This window comes from Methylorubrum extorquens (assembly GCF_024169925.1).
Lineage (GTDB): Bacteria > Pseudomonadota > Alphaproteobacteria > Rhizobiales > Beijerinckiaceae > Methylobacterium > Methylobacterium extorquens_A.
The window spans coordinates 344,713-360,554 of record NZ_JALJXF010000001.1 but is presented as its reverse complement, the minus strand read 5'-3'; the positions used below and the strand labels follow the sequence as shown (position 1 = coordinate 360,554).

12 protein-coding genes are annotated in these 15,842 nt (G+C 69.3%); 9 read left to right on the top strand and 3 right to left on the bottom strand.

The annotated features are described in order from the left end of the window. The first annotated feature begins 100 nt into the window (after positions 1-100). A complete protein-coding gene (gene mtnA / locus J2W78_RS01745; protein ID WP_253367479.1) occupies positions 101-1,198 on the top strand; it encodes an S-methyl-5-thioribose-1-phosphate isomerase in 1,098 nt (365 codons plus the stop codon). A 12-nt stretch (positions 1,199-1,210) separates the two neighbouring features. Here mtnA and J2W78_RS01740 read toward each other — a convergent pair whose 3' ends face one another. The 3 genes from J2W78_RS01740 to J2W78_RS01730 form a co-directional block, all read right to left on the bottom strand. After that, positions 1,211-1,558, bottom strand: a complete 348-nt coding sequence (locus J2W78_RS01740) for a DUF3140 domain-containing protein (protein WP_253367477.1) — start codon at positions 1,556-1,558, stop codon at positions 1,211-1,213. 66 nt (positions 1,559-1,624) lie between these two features. Next, entirely contained in the window at positions 1,625-3,052 is a 1,428-nt protein-coding gene (locus J2W78_RS01735; protein ID WP_253367475.1) for an MATE family efflux transporter, read from the bottom strand. 125 nt (positions 3,053-3,177) lie between these two features. Next, entirely contained in the window at positions 3,178-5,034 is a 1,857-nt protein-coding gene (locus J2W78_RS01730; protein WP_253367473.1) for an ABC transporter ATP-binding protein, read from the bottom strand. 124 nt (positions 5,035-5,158) lie between these two features. Between J2W78_RS01730 and J2W78_RS01725 the strand changes: the two genes are divergently transcribed. The 8 genes from J2W78_RS01725 (at position 5,159) to J2W78_RS01690 (ending at position 15,804) form a co-directional block, all read left to right on the top strand. Then, positions 5,159-5,608: a tRNA (cytidine(34)-2'-O)-methyltransferase gene (locus tag J2W78_RS01725; RefSeq protein ID WP_253367471.1), complete on the top strand. Its 450-nt coding sequence runs from the start codon at positions 5,159-5,161 to the stop codon at positions 5,606-5,608. Between the two features lie 170 nt (positions 5,609-5,778). Then, complete coding sequence (locus J2W78_RS01720; RefSeq protein ID WP_253367470.1) at positions 5,779-7,476, top strand: methyl-accepting chemotaxis protein; 1,698 nt, start codon at positions 5,779-5,781, stop codon at positions 7,474-7,476. Positions 7,477-7,820: 344 nt separating this feature from the next. Further along, positions 7,821-8,879 (top strand): PspA/IM30 family protein, encoded by a 1,059-nt coding sequence (locus tag J2W78_RS01715; RefSeq protein ID WP_253367468.1) that lies wholly within the window; start codon positions 7,821-7,823, stop codon positions 8,877-8,879. After that, positions 8,876-9,532, top strand: a complete 657-nt coding sequence (locus J2W78_RS01710) for an OB-fold-containig protein (protein WP_253367466.1) — start codon at positions 8,876-8,878, stop codon at positions 9,530-9,532. Before J2W78_RS01715 ends, J2W78_RS01710 begins: the two co-directional genes overlap by 4 nt. A gap of 52 nt (positions 9,533-9,584) precedes the next feature. Continuing rightward, positions 9,585-11,291: a flotillin family protein gene (locus tag J2W78_RS01705; RefSeq protein WP_253367464.1), complete on the top strand. Its 1,707-nt coding sequence runs from the start codon at positions 9,585-9,587 to the stop codon at positions 11,289-11,291. Between the two features lie 191 nt (positions 11,292-11,482). Continuing rightward, positions 11,483-13,669 (top strand): TonB-dependent siderophore receptor, encoded by a 2,187-nt coding sequence (locus tag J2W78_RS01700; RefSeq protein ID WP_253455087.1) that lies wholly within the window; start codon positions 11,483-11,485, stop codon positions 13,667-13,669. A 42-nt stretch (positions 13,670-13,711) separates the two neighbouring features. Next, positions 13,712-14,635, top strand: coding sequence for an oxygen-dependent coproporphyrinogen oxidase (gene hemF / locus J2W78_RS01695; RefSeq protein ID WP_253367460.1), 924 nt, complete (start codon positions 13,712-13,714; stop codon positions 14,633-14,635). 47 nt (positions 14,636-14,682) lie between these two features. Next, the gene (locus J2W78_RS01690; protein ID WP_253367458.1) at positions 14,683-15,804 is read left to right on the top strand and encodes an ATP-dependent DNA helicase; all 1,122 of its coding nucleotides are present in this window, start codon (positions 14,683-14,685) and stop codon (positions 15,802-15,804) included. Positions 15,805-15,842: the final 38 nt, after the last annotated feature.

The window sequence follows — 15,842 nt, the reverse complement described above, 5'->3', positions numbered from 1 at the left end:
GGCCATCCTGGCGACACACTCACGCGATGAGACATCGTCAGGCATCGCTCCGGACGGCCCTGGCCGCTGCCGAGCCGATGCTCTCACGCGCGAGCACACCATGAAGATCGACGGCCGCCCCTACCGCACCATCTTCCCCGAGGCCGACGGCGATGCCGTCACCGTCATCGACCAGACCCGGCTGCCTTTCGCTTTCGAACTCAAGCGGCTGGCGAACCTGGACGACGCCGCGGTGGCGATCCGCACGATGGTGGTGCGCGGCGCGCCGTTGATCGGCGTCACCGCCGCTTATGGCATGGCGCTGGCCATGCGGCAGGATGCGAGCGAGGCGGGGATCGAACGGGCTTCCGCGACCCTCGCCGCAACCCGGCCGACGGCGATCAATCTGCGCTGGGCGCTCGACCGGATGGCCGCTGTCCTACGCCGCGCCGCGCAATCCGAGCGCGCGGCGCTCGCCTTCGCGGAAGCTGCCGCCATCGCCGACGAGGACGTCGCGAGCTGCCGCGCCATCGGCGAGCACGGCGCCAAGATCCTGTCCGAGATCGCCGCGAAGAAGAGTGGGCCGGTCAACGTGCTGACCCATTGCAACGCCGGCTGGCTCGCCACCGTCGATTGGGGCACGGCGCTGGCGCCGATCTACGTCGCCCACGATGCCGGCGTGCCCGTCCACGTCTTCGTGGACGAGACCCGGCCGCGCAACCAGGGCGCGGCGCTCACCGCCTTCGAGCTCAACGCCCACGGCGTGCCGCACACCGTGATCGCCGACAATGCCGGCGGCCACCTGATGCAGCACGGGCAGGTCGATGTCTGCATCGTCGGCTCGGACCGCACCACGGCTTCGGGCGACGTGTGCAACAAGATCGGCACCTATCTGAAGGCGCTGGCGGCAAGCGACAACCGCATCCCGTTCTACGCGGCGCTGCCGTTCTCGACGATCGACTGGACGCTCCACGACGGAGTGCGCGACATCCCGATCGAGGAGCGCGACGCCCGCGAGGTCACTCATCTCACTGGCCGCACCGACGACGGCGCCTTTGCCACCGTCGCCGTGGTCTCGCCCGGAAGCCCGGTCGCCAACCCGGCCTTCGACGTGACGCCCGCACGCCTCGTCACCGGCATCATCACCGAGCGCGGCATCTGCGACGCCTCGGAGGACGGTTTGGCCGGTCTCTACCCGGAGCGGCGCAAGGCCACCTGACGAACGGGCCCGTCAATCTTTGAGCGGATCGTGGCCCCAATTCATCAGCGACAGTCGCCAGGGTGAGTCCTCGGTCTTGGACTTGTCCTCGGGCCCGCCCTGCTTGAGGTGGCGGTTCACGTAGCCGGTCACCTTCTTCATATGGGCGTAGTCGTCGTCGCTGAGGTCGGCCTTCTTCGTGTGAAGAATCTCGACGATGCGCCGGCCCTCCTTGTGGCCCGTGGCCTCGCCGCCATCCTTTTTCTGCCCGACCGACCGGCTCTCGTCGGATTCAAGGAATGTCTCCAAGGCCGAGGCGGTCATGTTCACCGCGCCCTTGAAGTCCTTCCAGATCACCTCGTGATCGTCTTTGTCGGCCATGGCGTCTCTTGGTCCTCCCGGTCTCGTCGGGGCGGGAACGGGGGCGTTTCGGGCGCGGTTCCGGCCTCACCCCGCCTGTGCGTTTGAGCCGCGCGGACGGTCGGCACTCAGCCGCCGCCAGCGGATCACCAGCGCCACCGAGACCACGAGCAGGCCGGCGCAGAAGCCCGCCCAGATCCCGCGTCCGCCCATGCCGGCGCCCCAGGCGAGCGCCGCGCCGAGCGGCACGCCGATGCCCCAGTAGCCAAACAGAGCGATCAACATAGGCACCTTGGTGTCCTGCAGGCCGCGCAGACATCCGAGCGCCACCGACTGCACGCCGTCGGAGATCGCGAACAGCGCCGAGAAGATCAGGAAGCCGGCGGCCACGGGAAACACGTCTGCGGCACCCGGCGCCTCTGCGTCGAGGAACAGGCCGATGAGGGTGTGCGGCGCAAAAAGCTGCACCAGCGCACAGGCCACCATGAAGCCGAAGCCGAGCCAGAGCGCGACGGCGCCCGCGCGGCTTAGACCTGCCCGGTCCGCGGCGCCGTAGGCACGGCCGACCCGCACCGTCGCCGCCTGCCCGATGCCGTTGGGCACCATGAAGCAGGTCGCGGCAATCTGCAGCGTGATCGCGTGGGCGGCGAGCGGCAGCGTGCCGAAGGTGCCCATTGCCACCGTGGCGGCCTCGAACAACCCGGCCTCGGCGATGCCCGCCACGCCCATCGGCAGGCCGACCCGCACGACGCGTGCGAGGCGCTCGGCGTCGAAGCGCCAGAGGCGGGCGAACATCCGGTGGCGGTGGAGGCCCCGGTCGAACCGGATCACCGCGACCAGGGCGGCGATCGCCAGGAACTCCGTGATGACAGTGCCGAGCGCGACGCCGACGATGCCGAGATCCGGCGGGCCGAAGGCGAAGAAGGCCCCCAGCGCGACGTTGAGCGGAAGCGCGGCGAGGCTCACGGCGAGCGGAGCCCCCGGGCGCTGGAGCGCGGCGAGCGCGCCCTTCAGCACCATGAAGGCCAGCGCCGGGAACATCCACCATTGCAGCACCCGCATGTAGGCGCCGGCCTCGCGCGCGACCGCGGGCTCCTGATGCAGGGCGATCAGCAGCCGTTCCGTGAACCAGAGCCCCGGCATCAGCGCGAGGGTGACGAGGAAGCCGACCCACAGGCCCGCCCGGACCGTGCGCCGCACCTCATCCGTGCCAGAACCGGCCGCCCCCGGCGCCCGCCCGGCGGCCTCCGCGACGAGGGGTGCCACGGAGGAGGTGAGGCCGATGCCGCCGATGAACAGCAGCAGGTAGAGACTGGTGGCGAGGGCGCCCGCGGCGATGGGCTCGGCGCCGAGCCGGCCGAGCAGCACCGCGTTGGAGGCGACCAACCCATGCTGGGCCAAGTTGATGAGGACGAGCGGCGCCGACAGCTTCAGCGTCGCGCGCAACTCGTCGAGCCAGGGCGAGGCCGGCGGCCGGCGAAGGCCGCTGGCTGCGAGGCTCGGTGAAGACGTCACGGTGTGTCAGCTCCGTTCGTTCGGTCCAGAGCATCGTCCCGGATCTCGAATCCAGGGCGATGCTCTGACCTTTTGTTCGGCATCGTCTTTTTCCGAACGCCGGTCTCCACCGTTCGGGACGATGCTCAGGAGGCCGGAGCCGGCGCCCGATCCCCCAGGAAGCCGCCGGACTGGCGCCGCCACAGGTCGGCGTAGAGCCCGCCCCGGCGGATCAGCTCGGCATGGGTGCCCTCCTCCACGATCCGTCCGCGGTCGATCACGATCAGCCGGTCGAGCGCAGCGATGGTCGAGAGCCGGTGGGCGATGGCGAGCACGGTCTTGTCGCCCATCAGCGTGTCGAGCGCCTCCTGGATCGCCGCCTCGACCTGGCTGTCGAGGGCGCTCGTTGCCTCGTCGAGGATCAGGATCGGCGCGTCCTTGAGGATGACGCGGGCAATGGCGATGCGCTGGCGTTGCCCGCCGGAGAGCTTCACCCCGCGCTCGCCGACATGGGCGTCGTAGCCGCGCCGGCCCTTGTGGTCCACGAGGTCGAGGATGAAGTCGTGGGCATGCGCCAGCCGGGCCGCCTCCTCGATCTCGGCATCGGACGCCCCCGGACGGCCGTAGCCGATGTTGTCGCGGATCGAGCGGTGCAGCAGCGAGGTGTCCTGGCTGACCATGGCGATGGCTTCGCGCAGGGAATCCTGGCTCACCCCGGCGATGTCCTGGCCGTCGATCAGGATGCGGCCGCCCTCGACGTCGTGCAGGCGCAGCAGCAAAGCGGTGATGGTGCTCTTGCCGGCACCGCTGACGCCGACGAGGCCGACCTTCTCGCCCGGACGGATGTGGAAGGACAGGCCTTCGATGATGCTGGCATCACCCCGGCCGTAGTGGAAATCCACGTTCTCGAAGCGGATGTCGCCACCGCTGACGGTGAGCGTCTTCGCATCCGGCGCATCGGTGAGGCCGTGCGGCCGGGCGATGGTCTGCATGCTCTCCTGAATCACGCCGACATTCTCGAACACGCCGCGCACCGTCTGCATCACCCAGCCGGACATCGCCATGAGCCGCAGGATCAGCGCGAGACCGGCGGACGCCTCGCCGGTCGTCAGCGCGCCGCGCTGCCACAGCGCGAAACAGACATAGGCGGTGGCGAACAGGAGCAGGCTGTTGAGGCCCGCCAGCAGGCTCGTCGTCAGCGTGGTGAGCCGGAACTGGTGGAGATAGGCGCGCGTGTGGGTGTCGACCGCGTCGCGCACGGTGGCGCGCTCCTCACGGTCGCGGGCGAAGAGCTTGACGGTCATGATGTTGGTGTAGCTGTCGACCACCCGGCCGATCAGGGTCGAGCGGGTCTCGGCGGTCAGGTGCGAGCGCTTGCGGGCGCGCGGTACGAACCAGGCCGTCAGCCCGGCATAGGCCAAGACCCAGACCACCACGGGCAGGGCCAGCCAGCCGGAGATCGAGGAGAACAGCCCGATCGCAGTGATCGCGTAGATCGCCACGTAAAGCAGCGTGTCGATGAACACGACGGCGAGTTCGCGCACCGCCGGCCCGACCTGCACCGTGCGGTTGGCGAGCCGCCCGGCGAAATCCGCCTGGAAGTACGAGAGCGAGTGGCCCAGCGTGTAGAGGTGGGTGCGCCAGCGGATCTGGTTGGTCGATTGCGGCACGATGAGCTGGTTCGAAGCCAGTTCGTGCAGGAAGGCCGCCAGCGGTCGCACCACGAGGAGCAGCAGCGCGGCCAGCGTCAGCGGCACGGCGTTGTCGGAGAGGACGGTGGTGCGGTCGGCCGCGCTCATCAGGTCGATGAACCAGCGCATGAGCAGGTAAAGCGAGGCCTCGATCCCGCCCGCGATCACGGCGATGATGAACAGGGCCAACAGCGCGACGCGGATCGGCCGCAGATAGAAACCCGCGAAGCCGAGCACCGTCTTCGGCGGCATGCGCCGGTCGTCGAAGGGCGCGAACGGATCGATGCGGCGCTCGAGCCAATCGAGGAACATGCGTTTTGGGACCAAGTGAGGAATGAGAGGCTCAGGTAAGCCTCCTTGACGCCGGGCCAACCCCGCGCCCATGCCGCAGGCAAGACCCTGCCCCGCCTTGCCCCTTCGCAAATCCGCCCCGCCGATGCTGCGTCTCGCCCTCTACCAGCCCGACATCCCGCAGAACACGGGCACGATGCTGCGCATGGCCGCCTGCCTCGGGGTCGCGGTGGAGATCATCGAGCCGGCGGGCTTCGACGTGTCCGACCGACACCTGCGCCGCTCGGGGCTGGACTATCTCGACCACGTCGCGATCACCCGGCACCGCTCCTGGGACGCCTTCGAGACGTGGCGGCGCGAGGCCGGCATCCGCCTCGTGCTCGCCACCACCGCCGGCGCGGTGCCCTACACGCAGCACGCGTTCCGCGACGGCGACTGCCTCCTGCTCGGCCGTGAATCCGCCGGCGTGCCGGAGGCGGTCCACGCGGCAGCCGATGCCCGCATCGTCGTGCCGATCCGGCCGGGCCTGCGCTCGCTCAACGTCGCCGTCTGCGCGGCGATGATGCTGGGCGAGGCGATCCGGCAGGTGGGGTGACGGTCGGTTGGACGGCGTCTGATCCCGGAGGGGATACCCGTTCGACGTTCCGTCACCGAAGCCAGCGGTACGCGACGAGGCCGCCCGCTTTATAAAAAATGTTAACTCAGTTTTTACTGGCGAATCAATGAATACCTTTTAGGCACTTTGCCGAAATTATGGGTAATTCGATGCGATTTTTCAGCAACGCCAGGCTTATCGTTAAAATCGCTTTACCTTTAATTTTGACGCTCATGATCAGCGCTGGCCTAATCGTCTACGCGCGCGACGTGATGCGCGGTCTCTCGGCACAGACGGGCAGGATCGTCGATGTCCAGGCCGTGCGTCTGGACGCGCTGATGCACATGCGCGGCGGCATCACCGAGGCGGTGGTGATGGACCGTAACATGCTGCTCGACAACGACCCGCAGAACAAAGCCCGCTTCCGGACGCGTCAGCAGGGCGGCATGGCGGAGGCGCGAGAGGCCGCAGACCGGCTCATCACGCTCGCCGACACACCGGAGCGGCGGACCGCTAACGAGGCGATGCGCCGCGACATCGAGAGCTTTTTCGCAACCCTCGATCGCGTCTACGACCTCGGCATGCGTCAGCAGGGTGACGAGGCCTTCCGGATCGCGCGGGATGTCGGAATCCCGGCCCGGCTGAAGCTGAACGAGTGGATGCAGAATCGGTCCACAGTGCTGGCCAACGAGCTGGCATCGGCGAAGGCTCATGCGATCGAAGCCTCGGATCGCGGCACCTACACACTCATCGGTTTCGCGGTTGTCGGCCTGCTGGGGGCCATGGTGCTGGCCGGCCTGATCGTCGTGCTGGCGGTGACCCGTCCGCTCGGCAGCCTCGTCAACGTCCTGCAGCGGATGGCGCGCGGCGAGATCGAGGCCGAGATCAAGGAGGCCACCCGCGGCGACGAGATCGGCGCCGTCGGCCGGGCCGTCGAGGGCATCAAGACCATGGTGGCCCGCAAGGCCGCCGAGGAGGCCGAAGTGCGCCGTCGTACGGACGAAGCCGCGGCGGCGGAGCGCAAGCGCACGATGATCGAGTTGGCCGACGGCTTCGAGGCGGCGGTCGGCGGCATCGTCGGCATGGTGTCGTCCTCGGCGACCGAATTGCAGGCGACCGCCCAGCAGATGACCGCGAGCGCGACCGAGACCGCCTCGCAATCCACCACGGTCGCCGCAGCCGCGGAGGAAGCCGCCTCCAACGTCGGCACGGTCGCGGCCGCCGCCGAGGAGCTCGGAGTTTCGGTCCAGGAGATCGGCCGCCAGGTGCAGGGCTCCGCCGGCTTGGCGCAGGCGGCCGTGGGCGAGGCCGACCAGACCACCCATCTCGTCCAGGCGCTGCGGACCACCTCGGCCCGGATCGGCGACATGGTTGGGCTCATCTCCAATATCGCCTCGCAGACCAACCTACTGGCGCTGAACGCGACCATCGAGGCGGCGCGGGCGGGCGAAGCCGGGCGCGGCTTTGCAGTCGTGGCATCCGAGGTGAAGGAACTCGCCAGCCAGACGGCGCGCGCCACCGAGGAGATCTCGGGCCAGATCGGCGAGATCCAGGGGGTCACGGATCAGGCCGTCACGGCGATCGGCGCCATCGCCAGCCGGATCCGGGAGATCAACAACGTCGCGACCGGTATCGCGGCGGCCGTCGAGGAACAGGGCGCGGCGACGCAGGAAATCGTGCGCAACGTCTCGCAGGCATCGAGCGGCACCTCCGAGGTGACGCGCAACATCTCCGGGGTGGCCCAGGCCTCGGAGGAAACCGGCATGGCCGCGAGCCAGGTGCTGGTCTCGTCCTCCGAGCTGTCGCGCCAATCCGAACACCTGTCGGCGGAGGTGCAGCGCTTCCTCGCGACGGTCCGGGCCGCCTGACCCACGCACCACGGCACGACCGAGAGACCTCGCCCCAACCGGCGGGGTCTTTTTCGTTGCTGGCCCGCCTCGACGGCCGGGGACTCGCCGGGACGCGTTGCGCTGCCATCGCGCGGCAGCATCAGCCACCGTATCGCGCCGCCGGCCCATCAAGCGGGATCGACGTGCCTTCACACACTCAGCGCGGGCGCTGCCGCCCGAATGCTGCATCCGAGGCGTGTGCCACGCTTGAAAACACCGAAACGGTGTTTTAGCCTCGACTCGTGACTCGCTCAGGAACCCTTCCTTCTCGCCTCACCTACCGGCTCCTCCCCGAGCCGGCCGATCTCGATGCTATTCGCGCCATGCTCGCGGCCTATCGGCGGATGCTCGTTCTGCTCGAAGAGATCCGCCGGGAGCATGGCTTGCGGGCCAACGTCGTCGCCCTGATCGAGCACGGCTACGGGCGTGCCCGCGACGAGACCGGACTTCCGGCCCGCCTCGTGACCCTCGGCATCCGCGACTTCGCGCAGCGCGCCGCCGGGTTCGCCCCCGAGACCGTCACGTCGATGCCGCTCGACGACAAGCTGTTCAGCGTGAAGGGCGCCTCGGAGATCGCGCTGACCACCATGAGCGGCCGGCGCACGATGCCCTACCGTGTCGAGGGCTATGACGGCCCCTGGCGCGAACTCTCCAGCGCCCGCCTCACGCTCGCGGGCGACACGCTCACCATCCAGGTGGGCGTCTCCGTCACCGCACCGAAGGAGGAGACCCGCATGCCCGAGAACATCCTGACCCGCGTCGGCCGGATCATCGGCGGCCTGTCCAACGCCGCCCTCGACGCGGTGGAGGACCGCAACGGCCTCGCGGTCGCCGAGCAGGCACTCCGCGAGATCGACGCGGTGATCCACGAGGCGCGGCTCGACCTCGGCAAGATCAAGGCCGAGGAGCACCGCCTCACCGCCCGCCGCGGCCAACTCGACGGCGAGCGGACGGCCCTGCCCGAGAAGCTGTCGCTGGCGCTGTCGAGCGGACGCGAGGATCTGGCGCGGGCCGGCATCAGCCGTCAGCTCGACTTGGAAAGCCAGATCGAGGCGATCGATTCGAGCCTCGCGGACGTGGCGGAGCGGCACGAGGCGGCGACGAAGGCGATGCAGGCCGCCACGGCCGCCCGGCGCGACGCCGAGCACCGGATCGCGCTCCTGCGGCAGCCTCCGGCGAAGGCGGCCGACCCGCTCGACGGTTACGGCCGCGAGGAGGCGACGCGCACCCGCCAGCTCGAACAATCGCTGCGGGCGATCGACCGGGTCACAGGCACGGCCTCGGCGGTCGCCGACCCGTCGGTCGAGGATCTCGACCGGCTGCACCGCGACGACGCCATCGAGCGGCGGCTCGCGGCGCTGAAGCAGGGCCGACCTTCGTGAGTGCCCTGGTCGCTCCCGCCCTGTTCCCCTTCACCCTGGCGGCGGCGGTGATGGCCGGCCTCGTCGTGGTGGAGGCGCTGTCCCTCTTCCTCGGGCAGTCGCTCTCGGCCGTGGTGGATGGTGCCCTCGGTCACGAGACGGGGGGCGGGGGCGATCTCGCGACTGCGGCGGATGCCGGCGGTGCGCTCTCGCCCGCCGCGCTGATGTCGTGGATCAATCTCGGACGGGTTCCGTTCCTGATCCTGCTGATCCTCGCTCTGGCCGTCTTCGCGCTGGCGGGCTTCGTGCTGCAGGGCCTGGCCGCCGCCTTCCTCGCGCCCCTGCCGGCGCCGGCCGCGATCCTGCTCGCGGGCGCGGCGACCCTGCCGGCGCTGCGCGTCTCGACCAAGGCCATCGCCCGGCTGATACCGCGGGACGAGAGCTACGTCGTCACGGCCGACGACCTGATCGGCGCGACGGCGGAAGTCACCCTCGGGCCGCTCGACCAGGGCCTGCCGGGACAGGTCCGCGCGGTGGACCGCCACGGCAACACCCACTTCCTGCGCACCCGCGCCGCCCCCGGGGCCCCGGCCATGGAAGCCGGCGCCCGCGTCCTGATCGTGGACCGTGCCGACGCCGTCTACGTCGCGGTGCCCGCCGCGCCGGATCTCTGATCGCTTCTTCTCCCCCCTCCACCGCCCCCCGCCACCGAAAGGATCGCTCACGATGGATTTGGTCAGCCCCGGCATCGTCAACCTGCTGGTGATCGCCGGCATCATCGTCGTCGCGTTGCTCGGCATCGGCTTCGTGTTCAGCCGGCTCTACCGGCGCACGACGCGGGACACCGCCTTCGTCCGTACGGGGCTGGGCGGGCGCAAGGTCGTGGTCGATGGCGGCGCGGTGCTGCTGCCGGTGTTCCACTCCATCGCCATGGTGAACCTCAACACCCTGCGGCTGGAGGTGAAGCGCTCAGGAAATGAGTCGCTCATCACCAAGGACCGCCTGCGGGCCGACATCACCGTCGAGTTCTACGTCCGCGTCGAGCCCAAGGAGGAGTCCATCGCGCTCGCCGCCCAGACGCTGGGTGACCGCACCAACGACGCGATGCTGCTGCGCGAGCTGATCGAGGCGAAGTTCGTCGATGCCCTGCGCTCGGTCGCCGCCGGCATGACCCTGCCCGACCTTCAGGAAAAGCGCGCCGCCTTCGTGAAGGGCGTGCAGGAGGCGGTCTCGGGCGACCTGCGCCACAACGGCCTCGAACTCGAATCCGCCTCGCTGACCCGCCTCGACCAGACCTCGATCGAGCATTTCAACCCCGACAACTCGTTCGACGCGGAAGGTCTGGCCCGGCTGAAGGAGATCACCGAGCAGCGCCGCAAGGAGCGCAACGCCACAGAGCGCGACGCCGAGGTCGCTGTGGCCGAGAAGGACCGCGAGACCGCGCTCAAGCAACTGGAGATCAAGCGCACCACTCGCGAGGCGCAACTCGCCCAGGAACGCGACATCGCCAACAAGACCGCCGAGACCCGCGCCGAGACCGCCCAGGCCGAGCAGCGCGCCCAGCAGAGCGAGGAGACCGCGCGGATCGAGCGCGAGCAGGCGGTGCGCCTGCGCGAGGCCGAGGCGCGCAAGAACTCGGAGGGCGCGCGGATTGAGGCGGACCTCGCCATCGCCCAGCGCAACGCGGAGGCCGAGCGCGAGCGCCAGCTCATCCTTCAGGACAACGCCATCAAGATCGCCGAGCGCTCCCAGAAGGAGTCGGAGGCCCGCGCCGCCGCCAAGACGGCCGAAGCGCTCGCCGTCGCCGCGGAGGAGCGCGTCGCCACGGCCAAGGCCAAGGAGATCGCCGAGCGCGAGCGCGAGGTCACCGTCATCGCTGCCAAGCAGGAGGCCGAGCGGGAGGCGACCGGCGTCACCGTAACGGCGGAGGCCGAGCGGCGCGCCGCCGAGGACCGGGCCAATGCCATCATCACCCTGGCCGAGGCCGAGGCGACCGCCGCCACCTCGCGGGCGGAGGCCATCGCCAAGCTCGGCCAAGCCGAGGCCGAGCGCGAGCGGGCCATGAACGAGGCGCGCAACGCGCTCTCGGCCGAGGCCCGCGCCTTCGAGACGGGTCTCAAGCGCCTCGGCATCATCCCGGATGCCCTGCGCGAGAGCATGCGGGCGGTGGAGAAGATCGACTCGATCCGCATCTTCGACGCGGGCGGCATGATGGGCGGCGGCAACGGCGCCGGCGGCGTCTCGGCGAGCCTCGGCGACAACCTGTCGGGCCACCTGCTGCGCTACCAGTACAACAGCCCGATCCTCGGCGCGATCTTGAACGAGGCGGGCTTCGCCGAGGGCAAGGGCAGCCTCGACACGCTGGTCGGCGGGTTGCGCAACGGCACGGCCGTCGAGCCGCCCGCCAACGGGCATGCCGGCGCGGCCGAGTGACCGAAAAGAAACAGCGGAGCAAGAATATGAACAGGCATGGCTTTCCCGAAGATCATGCCTGATGCTTGAAACCAAACCCGGATCACCTTGAAGACTTGAATCGTTCTACTTCCAGCAACATAACCCGCATTGCGCGATCCCGAGCCCCGTTCTAGCTGCCTCTTCAGCGAACAACGAAACCGGGTTCCTCGATGTCGTCTGCGTTGCGTGATCGACTGCGTTATGGCCTCGCCGCTTTTCTCGCCGGCACCGCCGCCCTCGGCTCGTCCGGCATGGCGCGGGCGCAGGAGGCGGTGACGCTCGAGACGCTGAGCGTCGAGGGTTCGGGCCGGGGCGGCAGCGGTCCGGGCGGGGCCGGCACCGAGAGCGCCTTCGGTCCGGTCCCCGGCTACGTCGCCCAGCGCAGCGCCACCGGCACCAAGACGGACACGGCGCTGAAGGAGACGCCGCAATCCATCTCGGTCGTCGGCGAGCAGCAGGTCCGCGAGCAGGCCGCCACCAGCGTGCAGGAAGCCCTGCGGTACACCGCGGGCGTCGCCGCGGAAGCCTATGGCCCGAGCACCCGCGGCGACTATCCGCGTATCCGCGGCTCGGACGCGGCGATCTTCCTCGACGGCCTGCGCCTCAAGGATCCCGACGTCTTCAACGAGCCGCGGCCCGATCCCTACACTCTGTCGCGCTTCGAGGTGCTGCGCGGCCCCGCCTCGACCCTCTACGGATCGAGCCCCGTCGGCGGCCTGATCAACCTCGTGTCGAAGCGCCCCCTCGACGTGCCCTACACCGAGGCCGGGGTGCGGTTCGGCAATTACGGCTGGAAGGAAGCCTTCGCGGATTCGACCGGGCGCCTCACCGAGGACGGGCAGCTCCTCTACCGGTTCGTCGGCGTGGGACGTCTGGCCGACGCGCAGACCGACTTCGTCGCCAACGACCGCTACGTCATCAACCCCTCGGTGACGTGGCGCCCCTCCGCCGACACGAACTGGACCCTGATCGGCCTGCACCAGAAGGACGCGTTCGGCGCCTCGGATGCCTTCCTGCCGCGGGAGGGCTCGCTCTATGCCGGACCGAACGGCTTCATCCCGCTCAACCGCTTCACGGGCGACCCGAACTTCAACCGCTACGAGACCGAGACGAGTTCGATCACCAGCCTGTTCGAGCACCGTTTCGACGACAGCCTGATCCTGCGGCAGAACCTGCGCTACAGCCACATCGACGGGACGTATCAATCGGCCTACGGCAACGTGTACACGCTGACGCCGAGCGCCACCCTGCCGAACGCGCCGTTCCTCGACCCGGCCCGCCGCACGGTCGACCGGTTCACCTACCGCGTCAGCTCGGTCAAGGACCGGATCACCACCGACACCAACCTGCAGGGCCGCTTCGACACCGGGCCGATCTCGCACACCGTGCTCGGCGGCGTCGATTTCCGCCAGCAATGGGACAGCACGCGGACGGGCTTCGGCACCGATCCGCGCCCGTTCGACCTCTACGCGCCGGTCTATGTCGGCGTGACGCCGCCGGATCTCGGCGTGCCGACCGCGCTCTCGCAGAGCCAGACCGGACTCTACCTGCAGGATCAGATCAAGTTCGGCCAATGGATCGTGCTCGCCACGGTGCGGCACGACTGGGTGAACAGCGCGACGCGGGGCGCGGAGAGTGTCGCCGGCGAGGCCACCACCGGCCGCATCGGCCTGATGTACGCCTTCGAGAACGGCCTGACCCCGTACGTCTCCTACGCGACCTCGTTCACCCCGATCTTCGGCGCCAATGTCTGCGCGGGCGGGGCTTGCCGGCCGATCGAAGGCGAGCAGATCGAGGGCGGCTTCAAGTACAACCCGACGCCGTGGTTCGCGGTCAACGCGGCAATCTACGACACGGTGGAGCGCAACCGGCTGACCCCCGATCCGAGCGGCCTGCCGATCTCGATCCAGACCGGCAAGGTCAAGATCCAGGGCGGCGACATCGAAGCCATCGCCACCATCAACAACGACACCAACATCATCGCGAGCTACGCCTACACCGATGCCCGCTACGCCGCCGGCGACAATGCCGGAGCGCGGGTCGAGACGCAGCCGCTGCACCTCGCCTCGCTATGGGTGACCCACCGCTTCACCCTGGCCGACATCCCCGGCTCCTTCCTCGTCGGCGGCGGCGTGCGCCATATCGGCGAATCGTTCGACGGCTCGCTCAACAGCTTCAACACGCCGGCCGTGACGCTCGCCGACGCGTTGGTGGGCTGGGAGGATGCGCATTGGCGCGCGCAGCTCAACGTGTCCAACATCGCCGACACGCGGTATCTCTCGACCTGCCTTGCCCGCGGCGATTGCTTCGTCGGCACGCGGCGCACGATCCTCGGGAGCCTGACCTACAAGTTCTGAGCCCGAATTGACGGATCGCCCCTCGGGTGGGAAAGCCTGTCCATGGCTGATGTGACGGCACCCCCCCTTCCCTCACCCGACGACCTCGCCGCGCTGAAGAGCGAGGCGGGGGCGTGGTTCTCCACGCTACGCGACCGGATTGTCGCCGCGCTGGAGACGCTGGAGGAGGAGGCGGCGGGCCCCTTCCATCCGGATGCCCCGAAAGAGGCCGGGAAATTCGAGAAGACGCCCTGGCAGCGCACGGACCATAGCGGCACGCCGGGCGGCGGCGGCGTCATGGCGATGCTGAAGGGTCGCGTCTTCGAGAAGGCCGGCGTGCACATCTCGACCGTCCACGGCGAGTTCGCCCCGGAGTTCCGGGCGCAGATGCCGGGTGCGGCCGAAGATCCGCGCTTCTTCGCCACCGGCATCTCGCTGATCGTCCACCCCTGGAACCCGAACGTTCCGACGGTGCACATGAACACCCGCTTCGTCGTCACGACGAAGGCGTGGTTCGGCGGCGGGGCCGACCTCACCCCCGTGCTCGACCGGCGCCGGACGCAGGAGGATGCGGACACGCAGTTCTTCCACGCCTGCCTGCGCGAGGCCTGCGAGAAACACGCACCGGCCGCCGACTACGAAAAGTACAAGGCGTGGTGCGACGAGTATTTCCACCTCAAGCACCGCAACGAGCCCCGCGGCATCGGCGGCATCTTCTACGATTATCACTGGACCGGCGATCCGCAGGCCGATCTGGCCTATACGCGCGATGTCGGCGGGGCCTTCCTGAAGGCTTACCCGGAGATCGTCCGGCGCAACCTCGGCCGAGCCTGGACCGAGGCCGACCGGGAGGAGCAGCAGGTGCGGCGCGGGCGCTACGTCGAGTTCAACCTGCTCTACGACCGCGGCACGATCTTCGGCCTGAAGACCGGCGGTAACGTCGCCTCGATCCTGTCCTCGCTGCCGCCAACGGTGCGCTGGCCCTGACCGGAAGACGGTCCACAAATCGGCCGACTCGTTTATGACGTGACGCCATGGCCGAGTCCTCCCTTCCCACCCGTTTCGCCCCGCAACAGGACGAGGCGCTGAAAGCCATCGCCCGCTGGCGCAAGGAGGGCGGCTCCCAGGTCTTCCGCCTGTTCGGCTATGCCGGCACCGGCAAGACCACGCTCGCCCGCCGCATCGCCGACGACATCGACGGCCCGGTCGTCTACGGCGCCTTCACCGGCAAGGCGGCTTCGGTCATGCGCCAGAAGGGCTGCGACGAGGCGGCGACGATTCACTCGCTGATCTACCGCACCAAGGAGGGCGACGAGGGCGGCCCGACCTTCAGCCTCAACCGCTCCGGCCCGGCGGCCAAGGCCGACCTCATCGTCATCGACGAGTGCTCGATGGTCGATTCCGACCTCGGCCACGACCTCCTGTCCTTCGACAAGCCGGTGCTGGTGCTGGGCGATCCCGCCCAGTTGCCGCCGGTGCGCGGCGGCGGCTTCTTCACCGAGGCCGAGCCCGACGTGATGCTCACCGATGTTCACCGGCAGGCCGCCGACGACCCGATCGTGCGCATGGCGATGACGATCCGCGAGGGCGGCCGGCTCGAAGTCGGCGAATACGGCCAGAGCCGGGTGGTCCGCCGCCGCGACATCGACCCGGCCCAGGTGCTCGATTGCGATCAGGTCCTGGTCGGCCTCAACCGGACGCGGCGCCTCTACAACAACCGCCTGCGGGAACTCGCCGGCCACAAAGACCCGATGCCGTCGGTCGGCGAGAAGCTGGTCTGCCTGCGCAACGACCGTACCAAGGGTCTGCTCAACGGCTCGACCTGGACGGTGCAAGCCCTGCGCGCGCCGCCCCGCCCCGACACGATCCGCCTCGACGTGGTGCCCGAGGACGACCCGGCCGCGCGCCGCCGCGCCGTAGACATCAAGGTGCTGCGGCAGGTGATCGAGGGCTCGGAAGAAGAGATCCCGCTCTTCCTGCGCCGCGAGACTGACGAGTTCACCTACGGCTACGCGCTCACCGTCCACAAGGCGCAAGGGTCGCAATGGGACAAGGTGGTCCTGTTCGACGAATCTTACGCCTTCCGCGAGCACCGCGCCCGCTGGCTCTACACGGGGCTGACGCGGGCGGCGCAGGCGATCACCGTGGTGGTGTGAGGGGGGCTTCGCCCCCTCCCCGGTATTCATCGCGAGGG